The 19,833-nt window shown below is 47.4% G+C and carries 16 protein-coding genes and 1 pseudogene; 2 read left to right on the top strand and 15 right to left on the bottom strand.

The window, feature by feature from the left end; translation table 11 throughout:
- Nucleotides 1-67: 67 nt before the first annotated feature.
- The 5 genes from MKY23_RS27075 to MKY23_RS27095 all read right to left on the bottom strand — a co-directional run bounded on the left by MKY23_RS27075 (nt 68) and on the right by MKY23_RS27095 (nt 5,023).
- Nucleotides 68-1,453 (bottom strand): HAMP domain-containing sensor histidine kinase, encoded by a 1,386-nt coding sequence (locus MKY23_RS27075; RefSeq protein ID WP_339833696.1) that lies wholly within the window; start codon nt 1,451-1,453, stop codon nt 68-70.
- The gene (locus MKY23_RS27080; RefSeq protein WP_336121646.1) at nt 1,450-2,202 is read right to left on the bottom strand and encodes a response regulator transcription factor; all 753 of its coding nucleotides are present in this window, start codon (nt 2,200-2,202) and stop codon (nt 1,450-1,452) included. Before MKY23_RS27080 ends, MKY23_RS27075 begins: the two co-directional genes overlap by 4 nt.
- Before the next feature lie 53 nt (nt 2,203-2,255).
- Nucleotides 2,256-2,900: an SDR family oxidoreductase gene (locus MKY23_RS27085; RefSeq protein ID WP_339833699.1), complete on the bottom strand. Its 645-nt coding sequence runs from the start codon at nt 2,898-2,900 to the stop codon at nt 2,256-2,258.
- 478 nt (nt 2,901-3,378) lie between these two features.
- Nucleotides 3,379-4,560 (bottom strand): NAD(P)/FAD-dependent oxidoreductase, encoded by a 1,182-nt coding sequence (locus MKY23_RS27090; RefSeq protein ID WP_090921560.1) that lies wholly within the window; start codon nt 4,558-4,560, stop codon nt 3,379-3,381.
- Nucleotides 4,561-4,585: 25 nt separating this feature from the next.
- Nucleotides 4,586-5,023: a DUF1641 domain-containing protein gene (locus MKY23_RS27095; RefSeq protein ID WP_090921558.1), complete on the bottom strand. Its 438-nt coding sequence runs from the start codon at nt 5,021-5,023 to the stop codon at nt 4,586-4,588.
- Between the two features lie 735 nt (nt 5,024-5,758).
- Between MKY23_RS27095 and MKY23_RS27100 the strand changes: the two genes are divergently transcribed.
- A complete protein-coding gene (locus MKY23_RS27100) occupies nt 5,759-5,935 on the top strand; it encodes a CsbD family protein (RefSeq protein ID WP_090921556.1) in 177 nt (58 codons plus the stop codon).
- Nucleotides 5,936-6,133: 198 nt separating this feature from the next.
- Here MKY23_RS27100 and MKY23_RS27105 read toward each other — a convergent pair whose 3' ends face one another.
- Nucleotides 6,134-7,135, bottom strand: a complete 1,002-nt coding sequence (locus tag MKY23_RS27105; RefSeq protein WP_339833715.1) for an NAD-dependent epimerase/dehydratase family protein — start codon at nt 7,133-7,135, stop codon at nt 6,134-6,136.
- Nucleotides 7,136-7,290: 155 nt separating this feature from the next.
- On the opposite strand from MKY23_RS27105, the gene MKY23_RS27110 reads away from it, so the two are divergent.
- A complete protein-coding gene (locus MKY23_RS27110) occupies nt 7,291-7,818 on the top strand; it encodes a cupin domain-containing protein (protein WP_339833718.1) in 528 nt (175 codons plus the stop codon).
- A 176-nt stretch (nt 7,819-7,994) separates the two neighbouring features.
- On the opposite strand, the gene MKY23_RS27115 is transcribed toward MKY23_RS27110, so the two are convergent.
- From MKY23_RS27115 to MKY23_RS27155, 9 genes and pseudogenes are all read right to left on the bottom strand, one after another.
- A complete protein-coding gene (locus MKY23_RS27115) occupies nt 7,995-8,630 on the bottom strand; it encodes a TVP38/TMEM64 family protein (RefSeq protein WP_336121644.1) in 636 nt (211 codons plus the stop codon).
- Nucleotides 8,631-8,877: 247 nt separating this feature from the next.
- Nucleotides 8,878-9,306 (bottom strand): annotated as a pseudogene (locus MKY23_RS27120) (HNH endonuclease); the annotation flags it as partial.
- A 1,107-nt stretch (nt 9,307-10,413) separates the two neighbouring features.
- Nucleotides 10,414-10,563: a hypothetical protein gene (locus tag MKY23_RS27125; RefSeq protein WP_186811748.1), complete on the bottom strand. Its 150-nt coding sequence runs from the start codon at nt 10,561-10,563 to the stop codon at nt 10,414-10,416.
- Nucleotides 10,564-10,909: 346 nt separating this feature from the next.
- Entirely contained in the window at nt 10,910-12,082 is a 1,173-nt protein-coding gene (locus tag MKY23_RS27130; protein WP_221786734.1) for an acyltransferase, read from the bottom strand.
- 211 nt (nt 12,083-12,293) lie between these two features.
- Entirely contained in the window at nt 12,294-12,782 is a 489-nt protein-coding gene (locus MKY23_RS27135; protein ID WP_221786738.1) for a GyrI-like domain-containing protein, read from the bottom strand.
- A 186-nt stretch (nt 12,783-12,968) separates the two neighbouring features.
- Entirely contained in the window at nt 12,969-14,324 is a 1,356-nt protein-coding gene (locus MKY23_RS27140) for a deoxyribodipyrimidine photo-lyase (protein ID WP_221786740.1), read from the bottom strand.
- A 194-nt stretch (nt 14,325-14,518) separates the two neighbouring features.
- Nucleotides 14,519-15,688: a response regulator gene (locus tag MKY23_RS27145; RefSeq protein ID WP_221786742.1), complete on the bottom strand. Its 1,170-nt coding sequence runs from the start codon at nt 15,686-15,688 to the stop codon at nt 14,519-14,521.
- A gap of 104 nt (nt 15,689-15,792) precedes the next feature.
- Nucleotides 15,793-18,906 carry an ATP-binding protein gene (locus MKY23_RS27150; RefSeq protein ID WP_339833728.1) on the bottom strand — a complete coding sequence of 1,038 codons (3,114 nt, stop codon included), beginning with the start codon at nt 18,904-18,906 and terminating at the stop codon, nt 15,793-15,795.
- Between the two features lie 316 nt (nt 18,907-19,222).
- On the bottom strand, nt 19,223-19,642 hold the full coding sequence (locus MKY23_RS27155; protein ID WP_339833730.1) for an SRPBCC domain-containing protein: 420 nt from the start codon (nt 19,640-19,642) through the stop codon (nt 19,223-19,225).
- Nucleotides 19,643-19,833: the final 191 nt, after the last annotated feature.

Below are 19,833 nucleotides of genomic sequence, written 5' to 3' on the forward strand. Positions count from 1 at the left end.
AGTATTCTCGTTGAAACGTTATAACTAGCCTTGTATGTCATCAGTATAGAAGAGAAGAATGAGAATTTCATGAGAGTGAGTTGCCTCGGCTGTCCGATTTGGATCGTGGTAAAATAATACATGCCTCCGTGCCAACACCTACGGTACTCGTTAGCTCAATCTGTGCTCCGACAGCGCCTGCCAACTCCTTGGCAAGCGACAGTCCGAGACCAGACCCGCTGGCACTTCCGCTTCTAGTTCTAGAGACGTCGACCTGGTAGAAACGGTCAAACACTTTCTCCAGATCCTCCTGCCGCATACCTATACCTGTATCCACAATCCGTATCCGGCACTGTTCTCCCTGGCTCTCCAGTTTGACTTCGATGGCATCTTCACTATATTTCCGGGCATTATCCAGCAAAATAAACAGTAGCTGCTTCAGCTTGCTCTCATCGCTGATCGCCCAGATGGGGCCTGAAGCGTCGCACCGTACTTCTCGGTGATAAGCTTCGCGGAATGCTCGCGTAGAATCCGTAGCCAACTTCGCAATATCTACGCGTTCCAGTTGTACATTCCATTGCTCCGGCTGCTTGGCCAGGAGCAACAGTTGCTCCGTCAACTCACGCATGCGTACCGATTCAGACAGAATCGCTTCCACAGCTTCATCAAAGACTTCAGGCCGCTCCTTCCCCCGGCGCTTGAGCAGACTGGCGTAACTCTCAATGATGGTCAGGGGTGTTTTTAGCTCATGTGATGCATCCGAGACAAAACGTTCCTGCCGTTCAAAGTTTGATTCCAGCAGGTCCATCATGCGATTAAACGTCTGTCCCATCGTGTTCAGTTCGTCCTTTGATTTTGCCTCCAGCGGAAGTCGCTTGAACTGCCCACTCGCTTGAATATCACTCATTGTACGAGTCATTTGCTGGATCGGTCTTGTCATGCGATTCGCCAAAATTCGGCTGGAGATCACGGCAGGAATCAGGGCAACAATAGTCACGATGACTAGTACTGTACGCAAGGTAGCAAGTCCACTCTCTGTTTCAGCTACACTCTGAGTTACCTGCAGATTTACGACTTCGCCGTCCGGCCAGATTAATGGCATGGATACCCACACATATCCGACCTGATCCACCTGGATATACTCTGCCTTTTTCTCATTCTCATACTGGTAAGATAACTTGCTGAGTTGTTCGGATGCTCCCGTTGTGGTTACTGGTGAACTGCTGCCGTCTTCATGTACAATGCGTAGCATGCCGTTCACGGGCGCATAAGCCCGAAGAAGATCGTCTGGCGGGATGGAGCCAGCGGACTGACGTACTCCTGCGACGATCGATTCGGCTTCTGCTTCGACTCGGCGAATCTCATTATTAATGGATACTCGCTCAAATACAAGGTAGACAGACAGATTCACTGCAATTAACAGCACGGCAAATAGAACCGACGAGTATCCGTAGATTTTACTGCGCAGGCTCATGTTTGCTCCTTCAGGACGTATCCTACGCCCCTTACGGTATGTATTAGAGGTGGCGTGAATCCGTTATCCACCTTCTTGCGCACATAACGGATATACACGTCCACCACATTGGTATCGCCATAATAATCGTATCCCCACACGGATTGTACGATCTGATCCCGACTGAGCACCTGACGCTGGTTGCGTAGCAAATACACCAGTAGATCAAACTCACGAGGGGTAAGCTCTATGGCTTGTCCATCTCGAAAAACCTCACGCGTCCCTTCATGCAGTTTTAAATCAGCTGCAGTTAACCACGCTGTGTCTGTTTCCTGTTGCTGACCTACTGACTCATGCACCGTTTCCTGCCCTGGGGCATGAGTCAATGTTCTGGCAGTAGAAACTGCAGCAAGTCGTAGCGCTGCACGAATTCGGGCCAGCAACTCTTCAATCTGAAAAGGCTTCGTGATATAGTCGTTGGCACCAAGATCCAGACCGGACACTTTATCCTCCACTGAATCTTTCGCTGTCAGCATAAGAATTGGGATAGCTGTATCTCTCGCTCGAATCCGCCGCAAAACCTCAATACCACTTAGGCCTGGCAGCATGATGTCCAATAGAATCAGATCCCATTGTCCTTCACTGTACTTTTCCAGCCCTTCCGTCCCACTTCCTGCCTTCGTGACCTGATACCCCTCGTACTGCAACTCCAGTTCAAGCAACCTTGCAATCTTGGGCTCATCTTCAATGACCAGCACAGCTTCATTCATGCTGATTCCCCCTCACCCGTCATATCCTTCTCCCGCTAGTTTACAACATCTATTTACAATTTGCCTAAAGCGTCCGATACAGCATGATCTCCAGCTATCAGATCAAAGGCCATCCGATACGTCTTCTCTTCCTGCAAGGAGGCTGCAATTACACGTGCCACATCTTCACGAGCAATGCTACCCGGTTTAAGGTCAGTACCCACGGCCACTCTGCCGGTTCCCGGTTCATTTTTCAGACCTCCGGGACGAATAATGGTATAGTTCAGATCACTGGCGAACAGTGCACGATCCGCAAAATGCTTCGCTACATAATAGGGTTTGATCTCTTCCGGCCATTTACTCCGCTGATCGGCACCATAGGCACTGACCAGAATATATCTGGAAATGCCCTGTTTCTCTGCGGCCTCCATCGTTTTCACTGCACCGTCCAGGTCGATTAACAATGTTTTGTCCGGACCCGTTGAGCCGCCTGAACCAGCTGTAAACACGATGGCATTCTGATCTTTCATCGCTTCAGCAATCTCATCCACGGTATCCTCCAGATCACCCATGACAACCTGTGCTCCAAGTTCCTTCAGTGCGTCTGCCTGCTCCGGCTTGCGAATCATGGCCGTAACCTGATGTTTGCCTTCCTGTGCCAGCTGTTCCACCAGGTGTTTACCAATCTGTCCATTTGCTCCAATCACCAGTACGTTCATTGTTCATTCTCCTCTCAGGTTGCGCAAAAGAGCGATATCATTGCTCCCTGTCTGCTATATTTTTGTTTATCTTATAGACTTTTAATGTAAAAGCCTTACCTTATCTTTTAAACGAAAGCAGCTGCTTTTAAGCGCTAGCTGAGTCGCTCAACGCTACACTCTTGGCTCCTTGATATATCGCAATACGGTATACCAACATAATCCTTTGGAACGCGCACGTATTGTCCTGCTCATGATAAAGGAGACCCTACCTCTCTTTCACTATTGCCTTTCTTCGCTTCTATCGGTTTCTAACGTTCCGTTTAATATCTGTATAAAGCCTTGTGTTCATACCTGTGAGCATCTCCGCGCTTCGCTTACCATCTGCATGAAGCATCGCTCCTCTTACTTCTTAGATCATATCAAGCAAGTTCAAGTCCAGAAAAGCATAACAAAAAAAGGACGCCCAATGGGCGCCCTTTAACGTTGGTGTTATAGATTAATAAGCCAGTGCGAACAAGCCATGGATGTGGGACAGGTAACGGATGTTACTTGCTTCTTTCATCATGGTTGCAGGCAGACCTTTCAGACGTGTCTGGTTGCCACCGATCATGCCGACAGCGTCTTTACGACCCAGACTTCCCAGCGTACCGGAGAAGATTGGCGAGAAGGATTCCATTGCGCCACCTTTGAACATTACGCCCAGGTTGTGACCAATGGTTTCACCCATTTGCCAAGCCAGTTGTGCCGTTGGAGGGTAAGGGCGAGCGCCTTCGCTAGGGAAGACTACTGCGCTGTCACCAGCAACAAACACATCTTTGTGAGATGTGGATTGCAGAACTTCCGTTACTTTTGCACGGCCGCGATCCACTTCGATTCCACTGTTGGCAACAACGGCATTACCTTGTACGCCACCTGTCCATACCAGTGTGTTCGTAGGGATGGAGCTGCCGTCTTTCAGCATAACTTCGTTTTCTTTCATCTCTGTAATCGCTACGCCAACAATGAAGTTTACGCCGCGTTTTTCGAGACTGGATTTTGCACGATCAACCAGCTCTGGCGGGAAACCTGCCAGGATGGAAGGACCTGCTTCAACCGTGTAGAGGGAGATATCGTTGAAATCGATACCTTTTTCTTTACATACACCTGGAAGAAGATCAACGAATTCGCCGACAAGCTCGATACCTGTCAAGCCGCCGCCACCGATAACAAATGTAGCGTCTGCTTTGTTGCCGGATTGCTTGTATGCATCCAGACGTGCTTCAACATGCGCACGAATACGGTTTGCATCACTAACAGATTTCAGCGTGAAGCTGTATTCCTGCAGTCCCGGAATTCCGAAGTAAGCTGTTTCACTACCCAGAGCAACAACGAGTGCATCGTAAGAGTATGTGGAGCCGCTAGTCATGAGAACTTTTTTCTCGTCCGGCTTGATTGTATCCACCGTATCGATTTTCAGGTTCACATCTTTACCGCGCAGCAATTTTTCAAGCGGGAGAGCAACAGCTTGCTCAGCAATGCTTCCTGCTGCAAGACGGTGCAGTTCCGTAATAATTTGGTGTGTAGGGTAACGGTTCACGACAGTAATTGTCGCTTCTTCCGGAGTCAAGTATTGACGCGCAGTCAGCGCAGTCAACAGACCGCCGTATCCTCCACCCAAGATCAAAATTTGCTTCGACATATCCATCCTCCGTTCTTTCTAAGTCTTAACGTTTCGTTTGTTGACGCTCGTTCAAGATGCTCAAGAAAGATTGAGCAAAACGAAGCGATTGTTGTACGTTTGGATCTTTAAGCATTTTGAGCATAGCGAACAGGCCAACCGAAGATTGTTCGGTTTGCGCACGGTCATTTGCCTCGATGGCAGCAGAAGCTACACCTTTAGCTTTGTCTACAACAGGTTTAGCGAACTCACCCATTGCACTCATTGTGTCGCTGATCAGAACTTTGTCTGTAGCGATACCTTGTGCGAAGTCGTAAGCTTTCGTCATTGCAGTAACCATTTCAGCCAATTTAGGCAGGTTCTCCACCAATACAGTTAAAGACTCCTGTACCTCGGGCTTCATCAGTTGATCCAGTACGTCCAGGGACTGGCGCTCTGCGCCTTCTGTTACTGGCACCTCTTGTTGAGTAGGCGATTGTGACATAAGAGAAAGTCCTCCTTTACTTTGGGATAGAAGTCCGCGACTTTCATGATGCCTGTCAAGCTGAGCCGAACCACAAATACATCAATACACTAAATGTACCAAATTTCACACATTAGGATAAGAGCATCCAGAAAGACCACTCTCTCGCATGCATGGTATGTTGGGTCTGTTGCGCACAACACATGTTGACGCACAAAACGACAAGCAGGCCGAAATCGAACTCTATACCCTTATATTACACCTCTTACACATGAACATGAAAAAGAAATTTTTTACACTTGTGAAGATATTGTGAACATTGTAACAAAATCGATTTTTTTGTCAAGGAGTGTTGGCTTGTCTCGACGGGTCATATTTCTTTTCCAAACGCCACGAGCTACCATATGTGGTATTAAGACATGATCACAACAAACCATATGTACGAAAAGCACATATGAAAGTGCATGTTGAACGTTTTTTCAGGAATGGATTTCCAAAAATCTACCGTTCATGCAACGAATTTGGTCACTTTGGTTATTATGCAGCGACAGCCTCAGCCTTATTCTCCCCGTTCAAACATCTTACTCAAGCAAGTATGAACCTTCTCGAATGAGAATGCAAAAATTCCACACTAGGAAGTGCGCTCACAACCTCAGGTTAGAACCCCTTCTCAAATCTATGTGTAATCGTGAACGTTTAAATTATCCTCAGCCCGGTTAATAAGGACTACACCAGACAACGAAGGAGATGTTCGATATGAGTAATTCAACTGGCGATAAAATTAAAGCAGGCATTAACAAGGCCAAAGGCGAAGTGAAGGATCAGATCGGTAACGCGACGAACAACAAGTCCCTTCAGGCTGAGGGTAAAATGGATAAGGCCAAAGGGGCCGTTCAAGATAAAGTGGCCGATGTGAAAAAACATCACGAATAATGTATTCTGGTTTGCATTCTCGGATCATCTTTACGCACCTTGTGTGAAGATCGCAAGAGTGGCAAACCAGCCTGACCGTCGAAGTTTGGTCTCAATTCGTTCGGATACGCCGAACATCTGAATTCGAATCTGATGACGGGGGCGCAAAAAAAGCCAAGGAAGGTGTCGAACAACCACCCTTCCCTGGCTTTTTTTGTTTTATAACGCTGGTACGGAATACCGTGCCATATCAATGATAAAGCTGCGACTTGTACGTGTTGTATGGTACTCCCGGTTGAATAGTCTAACCCAGTCGGCATGCTCCTGGTACCATTGGAATGTTCTCTCCAGACCCTGCTCCAGTGTAGTCTGGGGATACCAGCCAAACGATGCGCGCAACTTGCCGGAGTGTACAACCAAGCTGGAACCTCTGGATTGCGTAGGCTCCAGTTCCCTAATCTCCTTCGCTGTTGCTGATCGATGGAGTGGTTCCAGTAACATCCCGATCTCTTGCATCGTTGTTCCAATACCGGTAGAGATGTTATAGGTCTGTCCATCTTGGCCATGGGTCATAATCTGCTCGATCGCTCGCAACGCATCATCGATATACAGGAAATCACGTACAGCTGATCCCTGAATATCCAGTGGCAATCCATCCAGCATGCGCCCGAAGTTACGCGGGATAATGCGATCAGGAAGTTGCCATGGTCCGTATAAATTGGTCAGACGGAATGTTTTCACCGGAAGTTGATAACATTGAGCGTAGGATTGGGCTAGTGTCTCGCAAGCTACTTTCGAGGCAGAATAAGGGGAGACAGGTGCATAAGGGTCTGATTCGTTGTAAACTCTGCCCCATTCGCCACCGTACACTTCAACGGACGAAGCGAGTAAAAGAGGAATGTCGCGATCGGTAGCATATTGCAGGATAGCTTGTGTACTGAGGGTATTATTGCGAAATACCTCTGCGGGCTGATGATATGAATAGTCGACGTGAGGCATGGCGGCAAGATGAATGATGTAATCTATGTTCGGGGGTAAATGAATATTGTCTTTAGCAAGGTTACACTTGATGAATGGCATGTCGTGCAATGGAGAGCGGTGAACGAGTCTCTGACAGTAGTCATCCTGATCGAGCATAGTAACCTGATGTCCCTTTTGCGCCAAAAACTGTGAAAGATTAAATCCAACAAATCCTGAAGCTCCTGTAACCACAATGTTCACACATTTTCCCCCTACTCCTTTTTTTCATCGGGCGCTTTAAAGAGAATGTCTGTATCGAGTATAACCTGAAAATGATACATTTTGTATCATTTTACAAATATTTTTTTATTCCTTTATTCCCTGAAAGGTTAATACATGGAAAGAGGTGAACCCAAATGAGAGATCTAAGGCAAGATTATAGCGATATCCAGTCCATGAAATTTCAAGACGACGGAGTCATTCCGAATCATCCGCATCTGCCAGTACTTCTGTACAAAGGAGTCTGGCGTACCGAACCTACCCGTGCCGAATCCGAATTGAACCGGAATGGATGGGGCAATAGCTGGATCAACGGTGTATACGATTATCATCATTATCACAGCAATGCGCACGAGGTGCTTGCGGTAATGAGCGGATTTGTGAGGTTAATTATAGGCGGTGAGAACGGAAAGAAGGTCTATCTGGAGAGTGGTGATGTGGTTGTATTGCCCGCTGGAACCGGCCATAAACGTCTGGAAGCCAGTCCCGATTTTCGGATCGCGGGAGCTTATCCTGGAGGCATGAATTACAACACTCGAACAGGCAAACCAGAGGAGCGGCCTGAGGTGTTACAAGAAATTCTAGAGGTTCCTGTACCAGGCACAGACCCGGTATATGGGGAAGGCGGGCCTTTAACCAAGCTGTGGCTCAATCGCAGGGTTTGAGTTGCTGTCTTAATGAAAACCATATAAGCAGGGGGAAGATTCTCCGATTGGAGCTACATTCCCCTTGCTATTCGAACACGATAAAAACGCATGGCACGCGTATTGCCCTCCATATCGAGCTTGCCTTGAAGCACAAGTTGACGCACCCGGTATTCCCAATCGTATGCCTTGTCTGCTTATGAGGAAATCGTTTTTTCAGAAGCCTGCTGTATCGGATGTCGTTCATCCTGATCCGGTTTAAGCCGGGTGAAGTGACGTTCCAATTTCCGGCTCGCCCACAGAGATAATGCAATGAACAACACGACGCCGATCCAGCGTACCGGATGCTCCAGAAACTGCTCTACATTTGAACCAATATACGTTACAGAGAAAATCATAATACCTTTACCGAGCCCCACCGCAAGCAGGAAGGATAACAATCGCATACGGGCGATACCTGCAGCCACATTAATAATGACAAATGGCCCCACAGGAAAAATGCTAAGCAGGAATACATAACTGAATGCGTTTCTACGAATCCATACCATGCTGCGTTGTACACGCGGTTTGCGTGCCCATTTTTCCACAAAAGCAGACTTCCCGATCTCTCGCACGATCAGGAATGTCACGGTACAGCCAAGCACCATGCCGATCCAGGAGTACAAAAATCCTGCCCACAACCCGTACACCGCTCCGTTCACACCCACAATTAATAACGTTGGAAGCGGTGGTACAAAAGACTTCATAAACGTAAGCAAAATGCCCGGCAATGGACCGAGAGAACGAAACTTCTCCAGCCAGAACCGAATATTTTCCTCCGTGATGTATGACATAATATCAAGTGCTGCTGGTGTCATCCGCATCCATCCAATCTATTCGATCTATAAAAAGTAGTACATTTTAAAAACAATTCGACTGCCGCCCTCCAAGTATAACGTACATTAGGATGTCGCATCGTTGTCAATTTGAAGAAATATTTGAATAGGAGAGCAAATCAAAAAAGCACACCCTGATCATTCACCCAGGTGTGCTCTACATATAAAAGCTCCTGAAACTTCAGGAGCATAGCTTGTCTATCGCTTATTCCAATCCCGTTTCCTGTATCTCCAGCGCAAGCAGTTCTGCCTGATGGGCTGCATTCCACTCTGGAATGCCCGAACGCATGAACTCGTCCGCATCCATCGCCGCTTTGGATTGATTACACAGATTGCAGGCACATACACAATTGAGCGGTGTTGTATGTCCACCTTTGGCCCGTGGAAGAAGATGATCAATAGTATCTCCATAGGAGCCGCAGAAGTAACAGGTATACTTGTCACGGTCCAGAATAAACCGCTTGAAATCCTTGTTGCTGAACAATCGGCGAATGGTATACCGATTAATCACAACGGCAGCTTTTTCCTTCACCAGTGTAACGGCAAGTTCCATATCCACTTCCTGATGCCAGCGGCGTCCTTTGTCCGTTTTGCCGCGCATGCGCACCATGCCCTGACGGTTGGTCCGGAGCGAAGCCGGATCTTCCGGGTCAATCGCTGCCGGCGGCGCGTGATGACGCCGCGGTCGGCCATCCATGCCAGCCCCGTGACTGCGGCTGGCATGCGATGGCTCGCGCCCGGCGGCGGCTGGCTGTGCCTTCGCCGCCGAAGAAGCCTTGCCCGTGCTGGCCTCGTCACGGGCAAGGCCGGGCTCCGGCGCAGGGGCCTCAGCAGCTTCGCTGCGGGCCTGCCCTGCGCCGGGCGCGAGCGCCGCTGCAAGCTTGCGGCGCCGCTTGCGTTTGCGCCGGGCTGCGGGTGGCTCGTCCGCAGCCAAAGGCGCTGGCCCTGCTGCCGGGCCTTCCGGCGTAGCCGGCAGCAGGGCTTGGGCCGCCGATGCTTGCTCGGCGGCCGGAACTGCAGCGGCAGCTCGCTTGCGCGCCCGCTGTGCACTGCCCTTGCCATTCGCAGCGGCTATGCCTGGCGAATGCACATCGCCGGGCGGATGCTCCCCGCCCGGCGGCCCCCCATCCACCGCATGCAAATCAGTGGATGCCTCACTCTCGCTCTCTTCCTGAGCAGAGGCATGCGCATGTATCACCTCTGACGGCTTCTTTTTCCGCCGTCTTCGGCGTTTTTTCCGCTGGCTGGGCGTATCACTAACCGAAACGATCGCTACATCCTTCTCCATCTGGTCGATCAACACAGCCCCAGCTTCAGCATGTGAATTTACGTGTTTCCCCAAATCACGGCCTTGTTCCTTACCTGCGGCTGACCCCTGCAGCGCAATCCGCTCATTCCGTTCCCGTTCGTTCTTCACCGGAGATGAAGTCATGTCTTCCCGAAGGGTGTTGTCCATCCCATCTCGACGCTGTTCAGCCTTTACAGATTGAGCTACTTCGGCCATATGTTGTTCTCGTACACCGAGTTGACGACAACGGCGACAGGCTCCGCGTCTGGCTCCGGAACTCGCACGCCTTCCCGTTCTACGCCGAAACTCCGACGCAGGCCGTCGCTCTCCGCAATACATACATGTCTTGGTTTGTCGCGTTTCGTGTGCTGTCTTCCCTTCGCGGAAAGGGGCTGATCCTGTCTCCATGGTTGTCACCTCGGTTCCGAATGAATCCGGTTTCTTTCTATTGTATCACAACTGCTCGCGAACACCCTCATAGCTATAAGACTTGTACTCTTCCGACTTAAATTCAGTTGTCTGCTCGTTGCATTCGTGAAGAATGTGCTCCACATATTCCAATATATCTTGCATCGGTTTCCCGCATTGTTCACATCTTGTCATGTATGATCACCTTGATCCTGTTCTCGAAGTTTTCTATAAGTTGAACTAAAGCTGTCTAAACTGAACACTACGACGACAGAATAACCTTCCCATCGCTGTTATCCCCGGATTTTTCTGTCCTCTCCGTTTCTGTGTAAATAAATAGTTCAACTTATATAGTAGTTATTATCTTTCCGCCTTATGATTACCCTTGTATTATGAAAAAGAAACATTCGTTCCCACGATAAACACCCATAGTATCTGCAGAACCCCGGAATCACTTCAGCACAACAAAAAGCCATTCTCAAGCTCAACCTAAGGCTGAACCGAAAAATGGCTTTTGAACAGGTATGATCTGACTTCAAGATCAAACATCCACTTGCCCCGAATGTTGTTGCGGTACAAGACGCGGCTTCGGTTTGGGCAGATTACCAAAGATAATCCAGGCATGTGGCAGGAATCGTGCCGCCAGCCCGACCACAATCCATGAAGCGATCAGTGCAATACCAAATCCGGCGGCGTACCACAGATGAATCAACCAGGATACCCCCGTTTGGGGTGGATGCTCACGATAAAACAAAAGGAAAAACGGATGAATCAGATAAATGCCGAAGGATAGTGCACCCAGTCGATTTAACGGTTTGACGATTAGTGCAGGACCTTTGCGGTAGAGCAAGTATGCAATCTGGATAATAACCAGTGCACAGGCAAAGGTATGCACATTCCAGAAAAGCTCATACCATAACGTGTTATAGGTCGCAATTTTCAACCGTAGCAAATAATAAATATATACGTGAGCAAGTCCCGCCATGATCCACACAACCCACAGCACAATCCATGAAACTACGCGCATTTTAGTTGCATTCGTCCGGCTGATCACAAACCATTGTTTGATCTGCGGGAAATATACGCCCATAAAAGCTCCAAGCATGAAATAGGAGAAATAAGAGAAAGCCCAGCTTCCTTTGTTGGGCACCTGGAACCCGTATTTATTACTGACGATGAAGGCCCATTGAATAAAAAGCCCGATCGGGATAGACCACTTTACAACAGCAGGATGTTTCTTCAATAGCCATAGCACGAGTGGGAAGATGAGATAAAATTGCATATTAATAAAAACAAAATATAGATGCGTGTAGGCTTTGCCTGTAAACAGCCTTTCAATAAAAGTAATCAACGACTCATTAAACGGGCGTCCCTGGTAATACAGGTAATGCAGCACAACAAAATACATAATCGAAAACAGGAAGTAAGGCAACAAAATGTAGACAAAGCGCTTCTTATAAAAATTCGTGACTAATCTCTTGTCTAGCGGACGGGTATAATAATTATAGAACAGCACAAAGCTGCTCAAAAAAATAAAGGTTGGTGTACCATATTTCATGAAAATATTAACAAAGTTGTACAACCAATAGTAACTGGAATTGGTCATTTCCAGCGTAGCATTGGAGGTGGAATGTACAAATAGCACACCGATAATCGCCACAGCCCGTACGAGATTTAACTCCGGGATTCGTTCTCTTTTCAGTGTTTGACTCATGGTTTAGAGGTTCTCCTTTATGTATTCGTCAATATGTTAAATATGACTTAGTCCATTAAGCTCTCTATCTATTAAAAGGCATATCGCTTAACATGTGTAGTCCAATTCCTTAATTTTTCTTTAATTTCCAAGAAATTTTCAGATCATTCACATCGTCAGACATGTCAAAAAGACCGCTGTGACGCGGCCTGAGGCTTGTTGTGTCGTTACTCTAACTTTTTTTATTTACCGGTACAAAAATGTTAAACTCAGGTTCATGATCATTGGAATCCTGCTTCATAGGGTACACTTCATAATGCGTAAGCGGTTCATTCGATAGAAAAAGTCCCTGTTCTTCAATCCATGCATAGATTAAATGATAAGAAGATTCAATGGATTCTCCTTTGATATGGGTGTATTTCACATAATCATGTGCCGGAACTTCAAATTGAACCATTCCCTCCGGGACATTCGGAGATGCCACGTCATCTACCTGGACGGCAACATAGTGGACAAACCCGGTTTCTGTCATATGATACGACAAACCCAATAGCTCATCCGGATGCATCATATTCTTGATTTCATGCAGGCGACGCTTAAATTCGGTCTGCACCTTGCGAATACCTCCAGCCCCTGCCTCAGCGAACGTTCCCTCCCATTTCAGACCAATCATTGTTGCGGCTTCTTTACCGATCAACTCTGCAGATTGTATTTGTTTCATACACCTCATCCCTTCGTTCAACAATAAAATCGACAATGCCATGTTTTCCTGTTCTAACTCTACCTTATACTAAAACAGTAACAAATTCTGTAATTAAATACCATATTTAATTACATTTCGCACATGTCCTAATTTATATAACAAAAGGCAAGGAGTTCCCTCCCTGCCTTCATCATCATTCAAAATTCAGTTTTTCTCCCGACTCGCCAGAATCTGCTTGTACACGTCAATGGCTGCCTGTCTGGAAACTTTCAGATCTACGATCGCATCCTTGCGTGGTTGGTGAATCTCCTTGCTATGCAAATCCTTCAACTCGGGTAGCCACTTGCGAATATAGTCGCCCTGAGCATCATACTTCTCAGACTGCGTAACCGGATTATTCACACGGAAATATGGCGCAGCATTTTCACCCAGCGAGGCGCACCACAGCCAGTTCCCCCGATTCTGGATGTTATCATAATCTTTCAGCTTCCTTCTGAAGTATGCTTCACCCAGCGTGAACGGACACTGAAGGTTTTTCGTCAAAAACATCGCTGTCAGAATGCGGAGCCGATTGGGCATATGCCCGGTCTCGTTCAGTTCTGTCATGGCTGCATCAATAATCGGAATGCCCGTTTCCGCTCTGCACCAACGTTCGAAATGAGTATCTTGAAGAACAGAGAGATCATACACTTTTTCATACGTAAAATAATCTTGCTCATAGACTGCCCTGTACAAGTAGAAATCGCGGAAACAGAGCTGTCTGATCCACTCCCCAGCTTCGGATATACGCTGTGCAGCATCATACATCTTGCGAATAGATACTGCCCCCACAGCTACATATGAGCTGAGATGGCTTGGCTCATAGGCCTCGAACTCATCCCGATGATCCCCGTAATCTGCTACTCGTTCGGACAGAAAACGATCCAGCAACATATGTGGATTCTCTTCATCTCCTGCCTCATCCGAATTCTCCAACAAAGCATGAGGAACCTTCATAGCCTCCGGCCAATCCACAATTCGTTCAGTGACGTCCACGTCTGCAATCGTGATTGCCGATGGTGGATTAGGATGTTCATTCATGAATTCAACCCAGCGTCGATGGAAGGCGGCAAAGACTTTATAGGGTTCTGATTTGCCTGTGAAACTGGCGAAGGCTTTCAGATCAACCAGCAAATGATCCGTCAGTTGGGTGAATGTGATCCCATAGGATTCACAGACTTTACGTATCTCTCGATCCCGTTCCATCGCATATGGCGTCATGTCCCGATGGACGACAATCTCACTGATCTTGTCCTCCATGTGGCTCAGTAACCAATCCACCACTTCGGCGGGTTTGCCATAAGCTACTTGCAGCTGCCGTTTCGCTTTCTTATACTTTCTGCCCAGTGTTGCGGCATGACGGAGGAAGTTTGCACCGCTATGCTCCTTCTCCCGGCCTTGCCGGAGCAGGAATGGATCATAGATCAACACATGCAGGCTCTCTTCTTCCTGCTCACGCAAATAATCCAAAGCGCTTAGATCATCTGTACGCAGATCTTTGCGGTGTATGAATAATTTCATGCGCTACACCCCTTCTGCCTAGGGCGTGTCTTGAAACCTATTGAAGTGCATCTTTCACCGCCTTTTCCCCCCTGCTGCGTCAGTTTCCCTTGACGTGCCCCAGCACGCCTGCAGAAAACTTCCTTGCTTGGAACGAAAATTCAGCAAAACCTGCCTTCTTCAGAGTTTTCAGACACGCCCTAAATATCTATTGTCTATTGTTTGGTCAGACTTTCGTATAGTTTGCTCGTTTCAGGTTCGGGCTGATGACCCAAATCCTCTTTCAAGGTCAATGTAAAGGAATGATACAGTCGCAATATGCCTTGTTGATCATCCATGGAAGCATAGATCTCCATCATTAACCGGCAGATTTCTTCTGAATAAGGCTCACGTTCCTGCAATTCCATTAATAGCTCAATCGCCTGCTCGCCCCGCTTGTGGGACATCTCCCAATGAGCGATATCCATGACAAGTCCCATATACTTACGACGGAGCTCCCTGCTCTTGGATCTGGCCCAATCATAGTCATGCTCTTCCAGATAATCGCCGCGATACAGCAGGGCGACCTGTCTCAGCTCGTTCACATTATCCGAAGTAACAGCTTCATAGGACAAGGCCTGCTCAAATTGTTCAATATCGCTCACCAAGTTACCTGTCAGCAGACGATAACGGTTCATATTGTACTCCAGCTTGCCTGTCATGTTCCATTCCTTCAATAATTTGCGAATCTGATAGACAGAAGTATGTAGCAGTGTCAGCCCTTTATCCTGAGATACATCGGCCCAAAGCTTATCAAGCAGAACCTCCTTGCTTACCCACTCTTCCCGGTGATGAAACAAAAATGCAAATAACTCCTGAGATTTGGTGGTGCGCCATTTATGCTTCTCGGCGCTATGATCCATACTTCTGAATATATCCAGATGTTTAAAAGTCAACAAACCAGGTGCTTTAAATTCCAACTCCTCGGCCTGGGCTTCAGGTTCCGATTCTTGCACCTCCATCGTCGCTGCTGTCTGAGCGTGATAAGACATCGTACCTGCAATACGATCGATGGTCTTGCTAAGTCTGGCAGAACTGACCGGTTTTAATACATAATCCAGAGCATGCAACTCGAATGCCTCCACCGCATGGTCCGCATACGCGGTTACAAATATGATTCGAATGCTTGAATCGAGTTGCTGTATATATTCAGCCGCTTCCAGACCATTAACCTCTGGCATACCAATATCCAGAAATACAACATCCACACGATCGATGGTCAAATAATGAATACCTTCGCGTGCTGTTGAAAAACATTGAACAGGATTAATTCTTCCATCTGACTGCAGCAGGCGCTGCAGATGAAGCTGCGCCGGCTTCTCATCATCAATGACTATGGCTCTCAACGTTCCCCAACCTCCTGCCATGAGAGATTTAATATGGATAGCCGCTATATCGGCTTTGGCTTATTCATGTTAACCATACTTACCCAATCCATGAACTCAAAGTCTCATGTAAAATGATTAACCTGGTTCAGCGGAATATGAAATTGAATTTGTGTACCGCTTCCTACATGACTCTGAATATTCAGTCCCTGTCCATAGAGCGACATAAGACGGCGATTGATATTTTGAAGCCCAACACCTCCGGGACCTTCTGTTCGACCTGACTTCACCTGAGCCATACGTTCAGGAGGTATACCCACACCGTCATCCTGTACACGAACGATGACATCGTCACCTTCCTGGAAAATATGAAGCCGCACCGTACCGCCTGCAGCCCTCTCCATCACCCCATGACGAATCGCATTCTCTACAAGCGGTTGAATGGTGAGCGGTGGTAAAAACAACCTTAAATCCGGCTGTACTTCATATTTAACGACAAGCCTGTCTTCAAACCTCGCCTGTTCCAGATGAACGTAGGACTCTACCAATTCGAGCTCTTTGTACAACGGAACCAGTTGATCCCTGTTCTGAAAATCAAAGCTACCTCGCAAATAATGACTCAATTCGATAAGCAGGTCCGTTGCCTTATCGGGATCTACAGCACAAGTTGCAATAATTACATTCAGCGCATTGTAGAGAAAATGAGGTTTGATCTGCGCCTGAAGAAAGGCCATCTCCGCCCGAATCGTATCCTGTACAGAGGTACGCAGATCGATCAGCGTTCGAACCCGCGCCCGTAATTCACCCGCATCGACAGGTTTACTCAGAAAATCATTTGCCCCCGCCTGGAAGCCATGCCGAATATCCTCGGGTAATCCACGAGCAGTCAGCATCAGAATAGGCAACTCGGACAACGAACGATGCTCCCGCAACTTGCGACAAAGCTCCGGACCGGACATTTTGGGCATCATCCAGTCGGTAATAACCAGATCTATGGATGGGTGTTGCTCATACAGCTCGATTGCTTTAAAACCGCTGTCTGCTGCAATGACCCGGTAATGCTCCGTAGAGAGCAAGTTCAGAAGCACATGTCGATTTACAGGATCATCATCCACAATCAGAATCGTAGGTTCCCCAACATGATTCCCATCCTGTTCCTGAATTGGACTGGAGTCACTCAAATCCCTGGCAACATAGTCCTTCGCCTTTTTCCCTTGTGTTGTCACATAACGAGCCGGCACAGGGTTGATCTGTTCTTGTAGTAACGGTAATTGTACAATGGGTAACGTAAAATGAAACGTCGATCCGACTCCCGGTTCTGATTCGACCCATATTTCGCCTTCACCCAACTCAACAAGTTTTTTCGTGATGCTGAGACCCAGCCCGGTCCCCTCATAAGCCCGTTCCATCGTTCCATTGCTTTGCTCGTAAGATTGGAAAATATCATGCAGCCTTTCGGATGCAATCCCCACGCCAGTATCCGCAACAGATACTCTGACCTTGTCCCCTTCCACAGAGGCATACAGCCGGATCACGCCATGCTCTGTAAACTTGTAAGCATTGCCAAGAAGATTATAGAGAATCTGCCGTAGCCGATGCTCGTCCGCTTCCACTAGTGGTAATGCATCAGGCCATTGCTGAATCAGCACAATGGGCTTGTCATCGAACGTAAACCCCGAAACCTCAACCACTGTTCGAGCGACCGACTCCAGATCAACAGGAACGCGATTTAACTCGATTTCGCTGTTTTTTAGTTTGGAGAAGTCCAAAATGTCATTGACTAGCAGGGATAATCTTTTCCCCGTAGCGGTAATCATGGACAGATTTTTGGCTTGTTTTGGCGTAACAGCTCCTGCCGATCCTTCCAGCATAGACTCCGCAATGTTAATAATGCCATGTAGTGGTGTCCTCAGCTCATGCGACGTATTCGCCATGAATTCATCCTTGAGGCTGTCAATCACCAGCAAACGCTCCGACAAAGCTTCCACTTCAAGGAATGACTGCGCAAAACGAATAGCTGTAACAAACATCTGAATCAGAACAAATAACAGAAGTTCAAGCAATGCCAGAAAGGCGGTATCGATAGCCACAAATGCCCCGATCGTGAACAACACAACAACCATGATAATACTCATTAAGCCAACCAATGCGAAGTGGCTGTCGTTTGTCCTCTTACGCGACCAAAAGATCATGGTTCGTATCGCATAGAATAACACTGAGAACGAAATAAGCAGCATCGGTGCTTCAAAGGCAGAGAATAGTGTGGTAGGGAAAGTAAGACCTATTAGAGATTGAGCAACAAGCAGAATCCAACCCAAACGCACAAACCAACCATGGACTGCCCCCGGCACTAATGCAGCCAGATATCGAAGCAAAAAATAATATGAGAATGCTCCGCTGAGAAGTTGAAGTCGAAGCATCGCATCGTGCGTCAGTAAAGGTATAAATGTGGCCAGCAACTTCTCTCCATGCGTGAGGGCATACAATGCACCCGAGAGGCTGAACAGTCCTAGAAATTGGAGCTCTTTCTCACTGCGTCGCAGCCTGAACAACACGAGAAAAAAAACAGCGGGCAGAATAAATCCAAACAAGGTCATCAGATCCTTGAGCCCGTCCAACTGCTGCCTTCGGAAAATACTAGCCTCATCCCCGAATAAAACAGATGCAACTATACCTCCAGACGCATAGCTATAATTGGATACCTGAATAATAATGTCAGCTGTATCTCCCTCTATGGAAGTAAAGCCTGTAAAGGGTAGATTCTTTTGACGGTCTGAATCTTTGGTTACCCCTGGAGAACCCATACCCCCTATGAGATTGCCATTAATAAAAATGCGATGTGACATGCGTACGTTCTGTGTATGAATCCCATAACGTTTTTGTAAATGGCCAGGGGTGAGTTTCACTTGCAAGTGATATGTTCCATAACCTTGTCCTTTTCCAAGCGCAGCATTCCATTTGGACGGAACCCGAACATCCATAGGAGCGGACAAGGGTCTGCGGCCTGACATATCGGCTTCAAAATCTTCCGGACCGAGCAGCTTGTCAGGATAGTAGTCCCAGATGCCATTTAACTTAGCGACACCTTCCTGGCTGAAATCCCATTGACGTAGATCTATACGCCCCTCTATAACCTGAGGATTGTCCCGCTCACTGATCCATACCTGGGCGATCCATCCCAGTGGAAGCAGAACAACACAAATGAAACTTAGCGTCAACATGATCCAGTGTTTTCTCATCTATGTATTCCTTCCACCCTCATTACAGCGACAGATATCACTTTTTGTCGATTTTTTTCTATAGATCCATGTTACACGTTTCCGGTGCTCACGGAAATAGTTCATGAACAGTTTTAGCTCATTTCATAGCAAAAAAATACTTTTAAGGCTTTCTTATGGTAGGGCGGCAGGCCAAAAAGCCCCGAACTATTCTCGCCAGATGGAAACCAGGGAGAAGCCGGGGCTTAGGGATGCTCTTAGGGTAGGGTACGTAGGCACGTAGGATACGCGACGCACATCATACATTTCGTGATATTTGTGTTGGCTGGTTTAAGCTTTATTTGACGGCCTCTGCTAGCTTCTGCACAAGACCGGCCCAACCCTGAGCCATACGTTCACGGATCACCGCATGAGCCTGTCCGAATTCAGTCAGTTTATCCGCATCCCAGCCGCTGTGAATCAATGTAAAATGGGTTCCTTCCGCTTGTTCAGCAAGTTCAAATGTTAACGTCCAATCTTTTCCCCAGCGAAAGCTCAGCTTCTGTTGCGGTTGCACTTCAATCACTTGGCAAGGGGATTGTCCAAAAGGTCCTGCTTCCAGTGTGAATTCATGTCCTTCGACTGGCTCCAAATTGCTGGGCATGAACCACGACCCCAGTCCTTCTGCTGTCGAGACCTTAGGCCATACTTTTGCAACAGATGCCATCAATACAAGTTCTTCCTTAATATCCGGTAATGCCGTTGGTGATGATTCCATTCCTGGGTTACCTCCTTGACGCTTTTTTCTAACTCAACCTATAATGGGTTTATCTTACATATAAGGTGTGTGATTCCTATGATAGTCTGCTCTGAAAAATCCATTTCCAAACACGGTTGCCGGAAGGGATAGTTCCGCAAGAATTTACCTTCCACACTTCTGTTTTAAACATCCTTACTAGTGGAGGTATT

The sequence above is a fragment of the Paenibacillus sp. FSL R7-0272 genome (genome assembly GCF_037969905.1).
Lineage (GTDB): Bacteria > Bacillota > Bacilli > Paenibacillales > Paenibacillaceae > Paenibacillus > Paenibacillus polysaccharolyticus.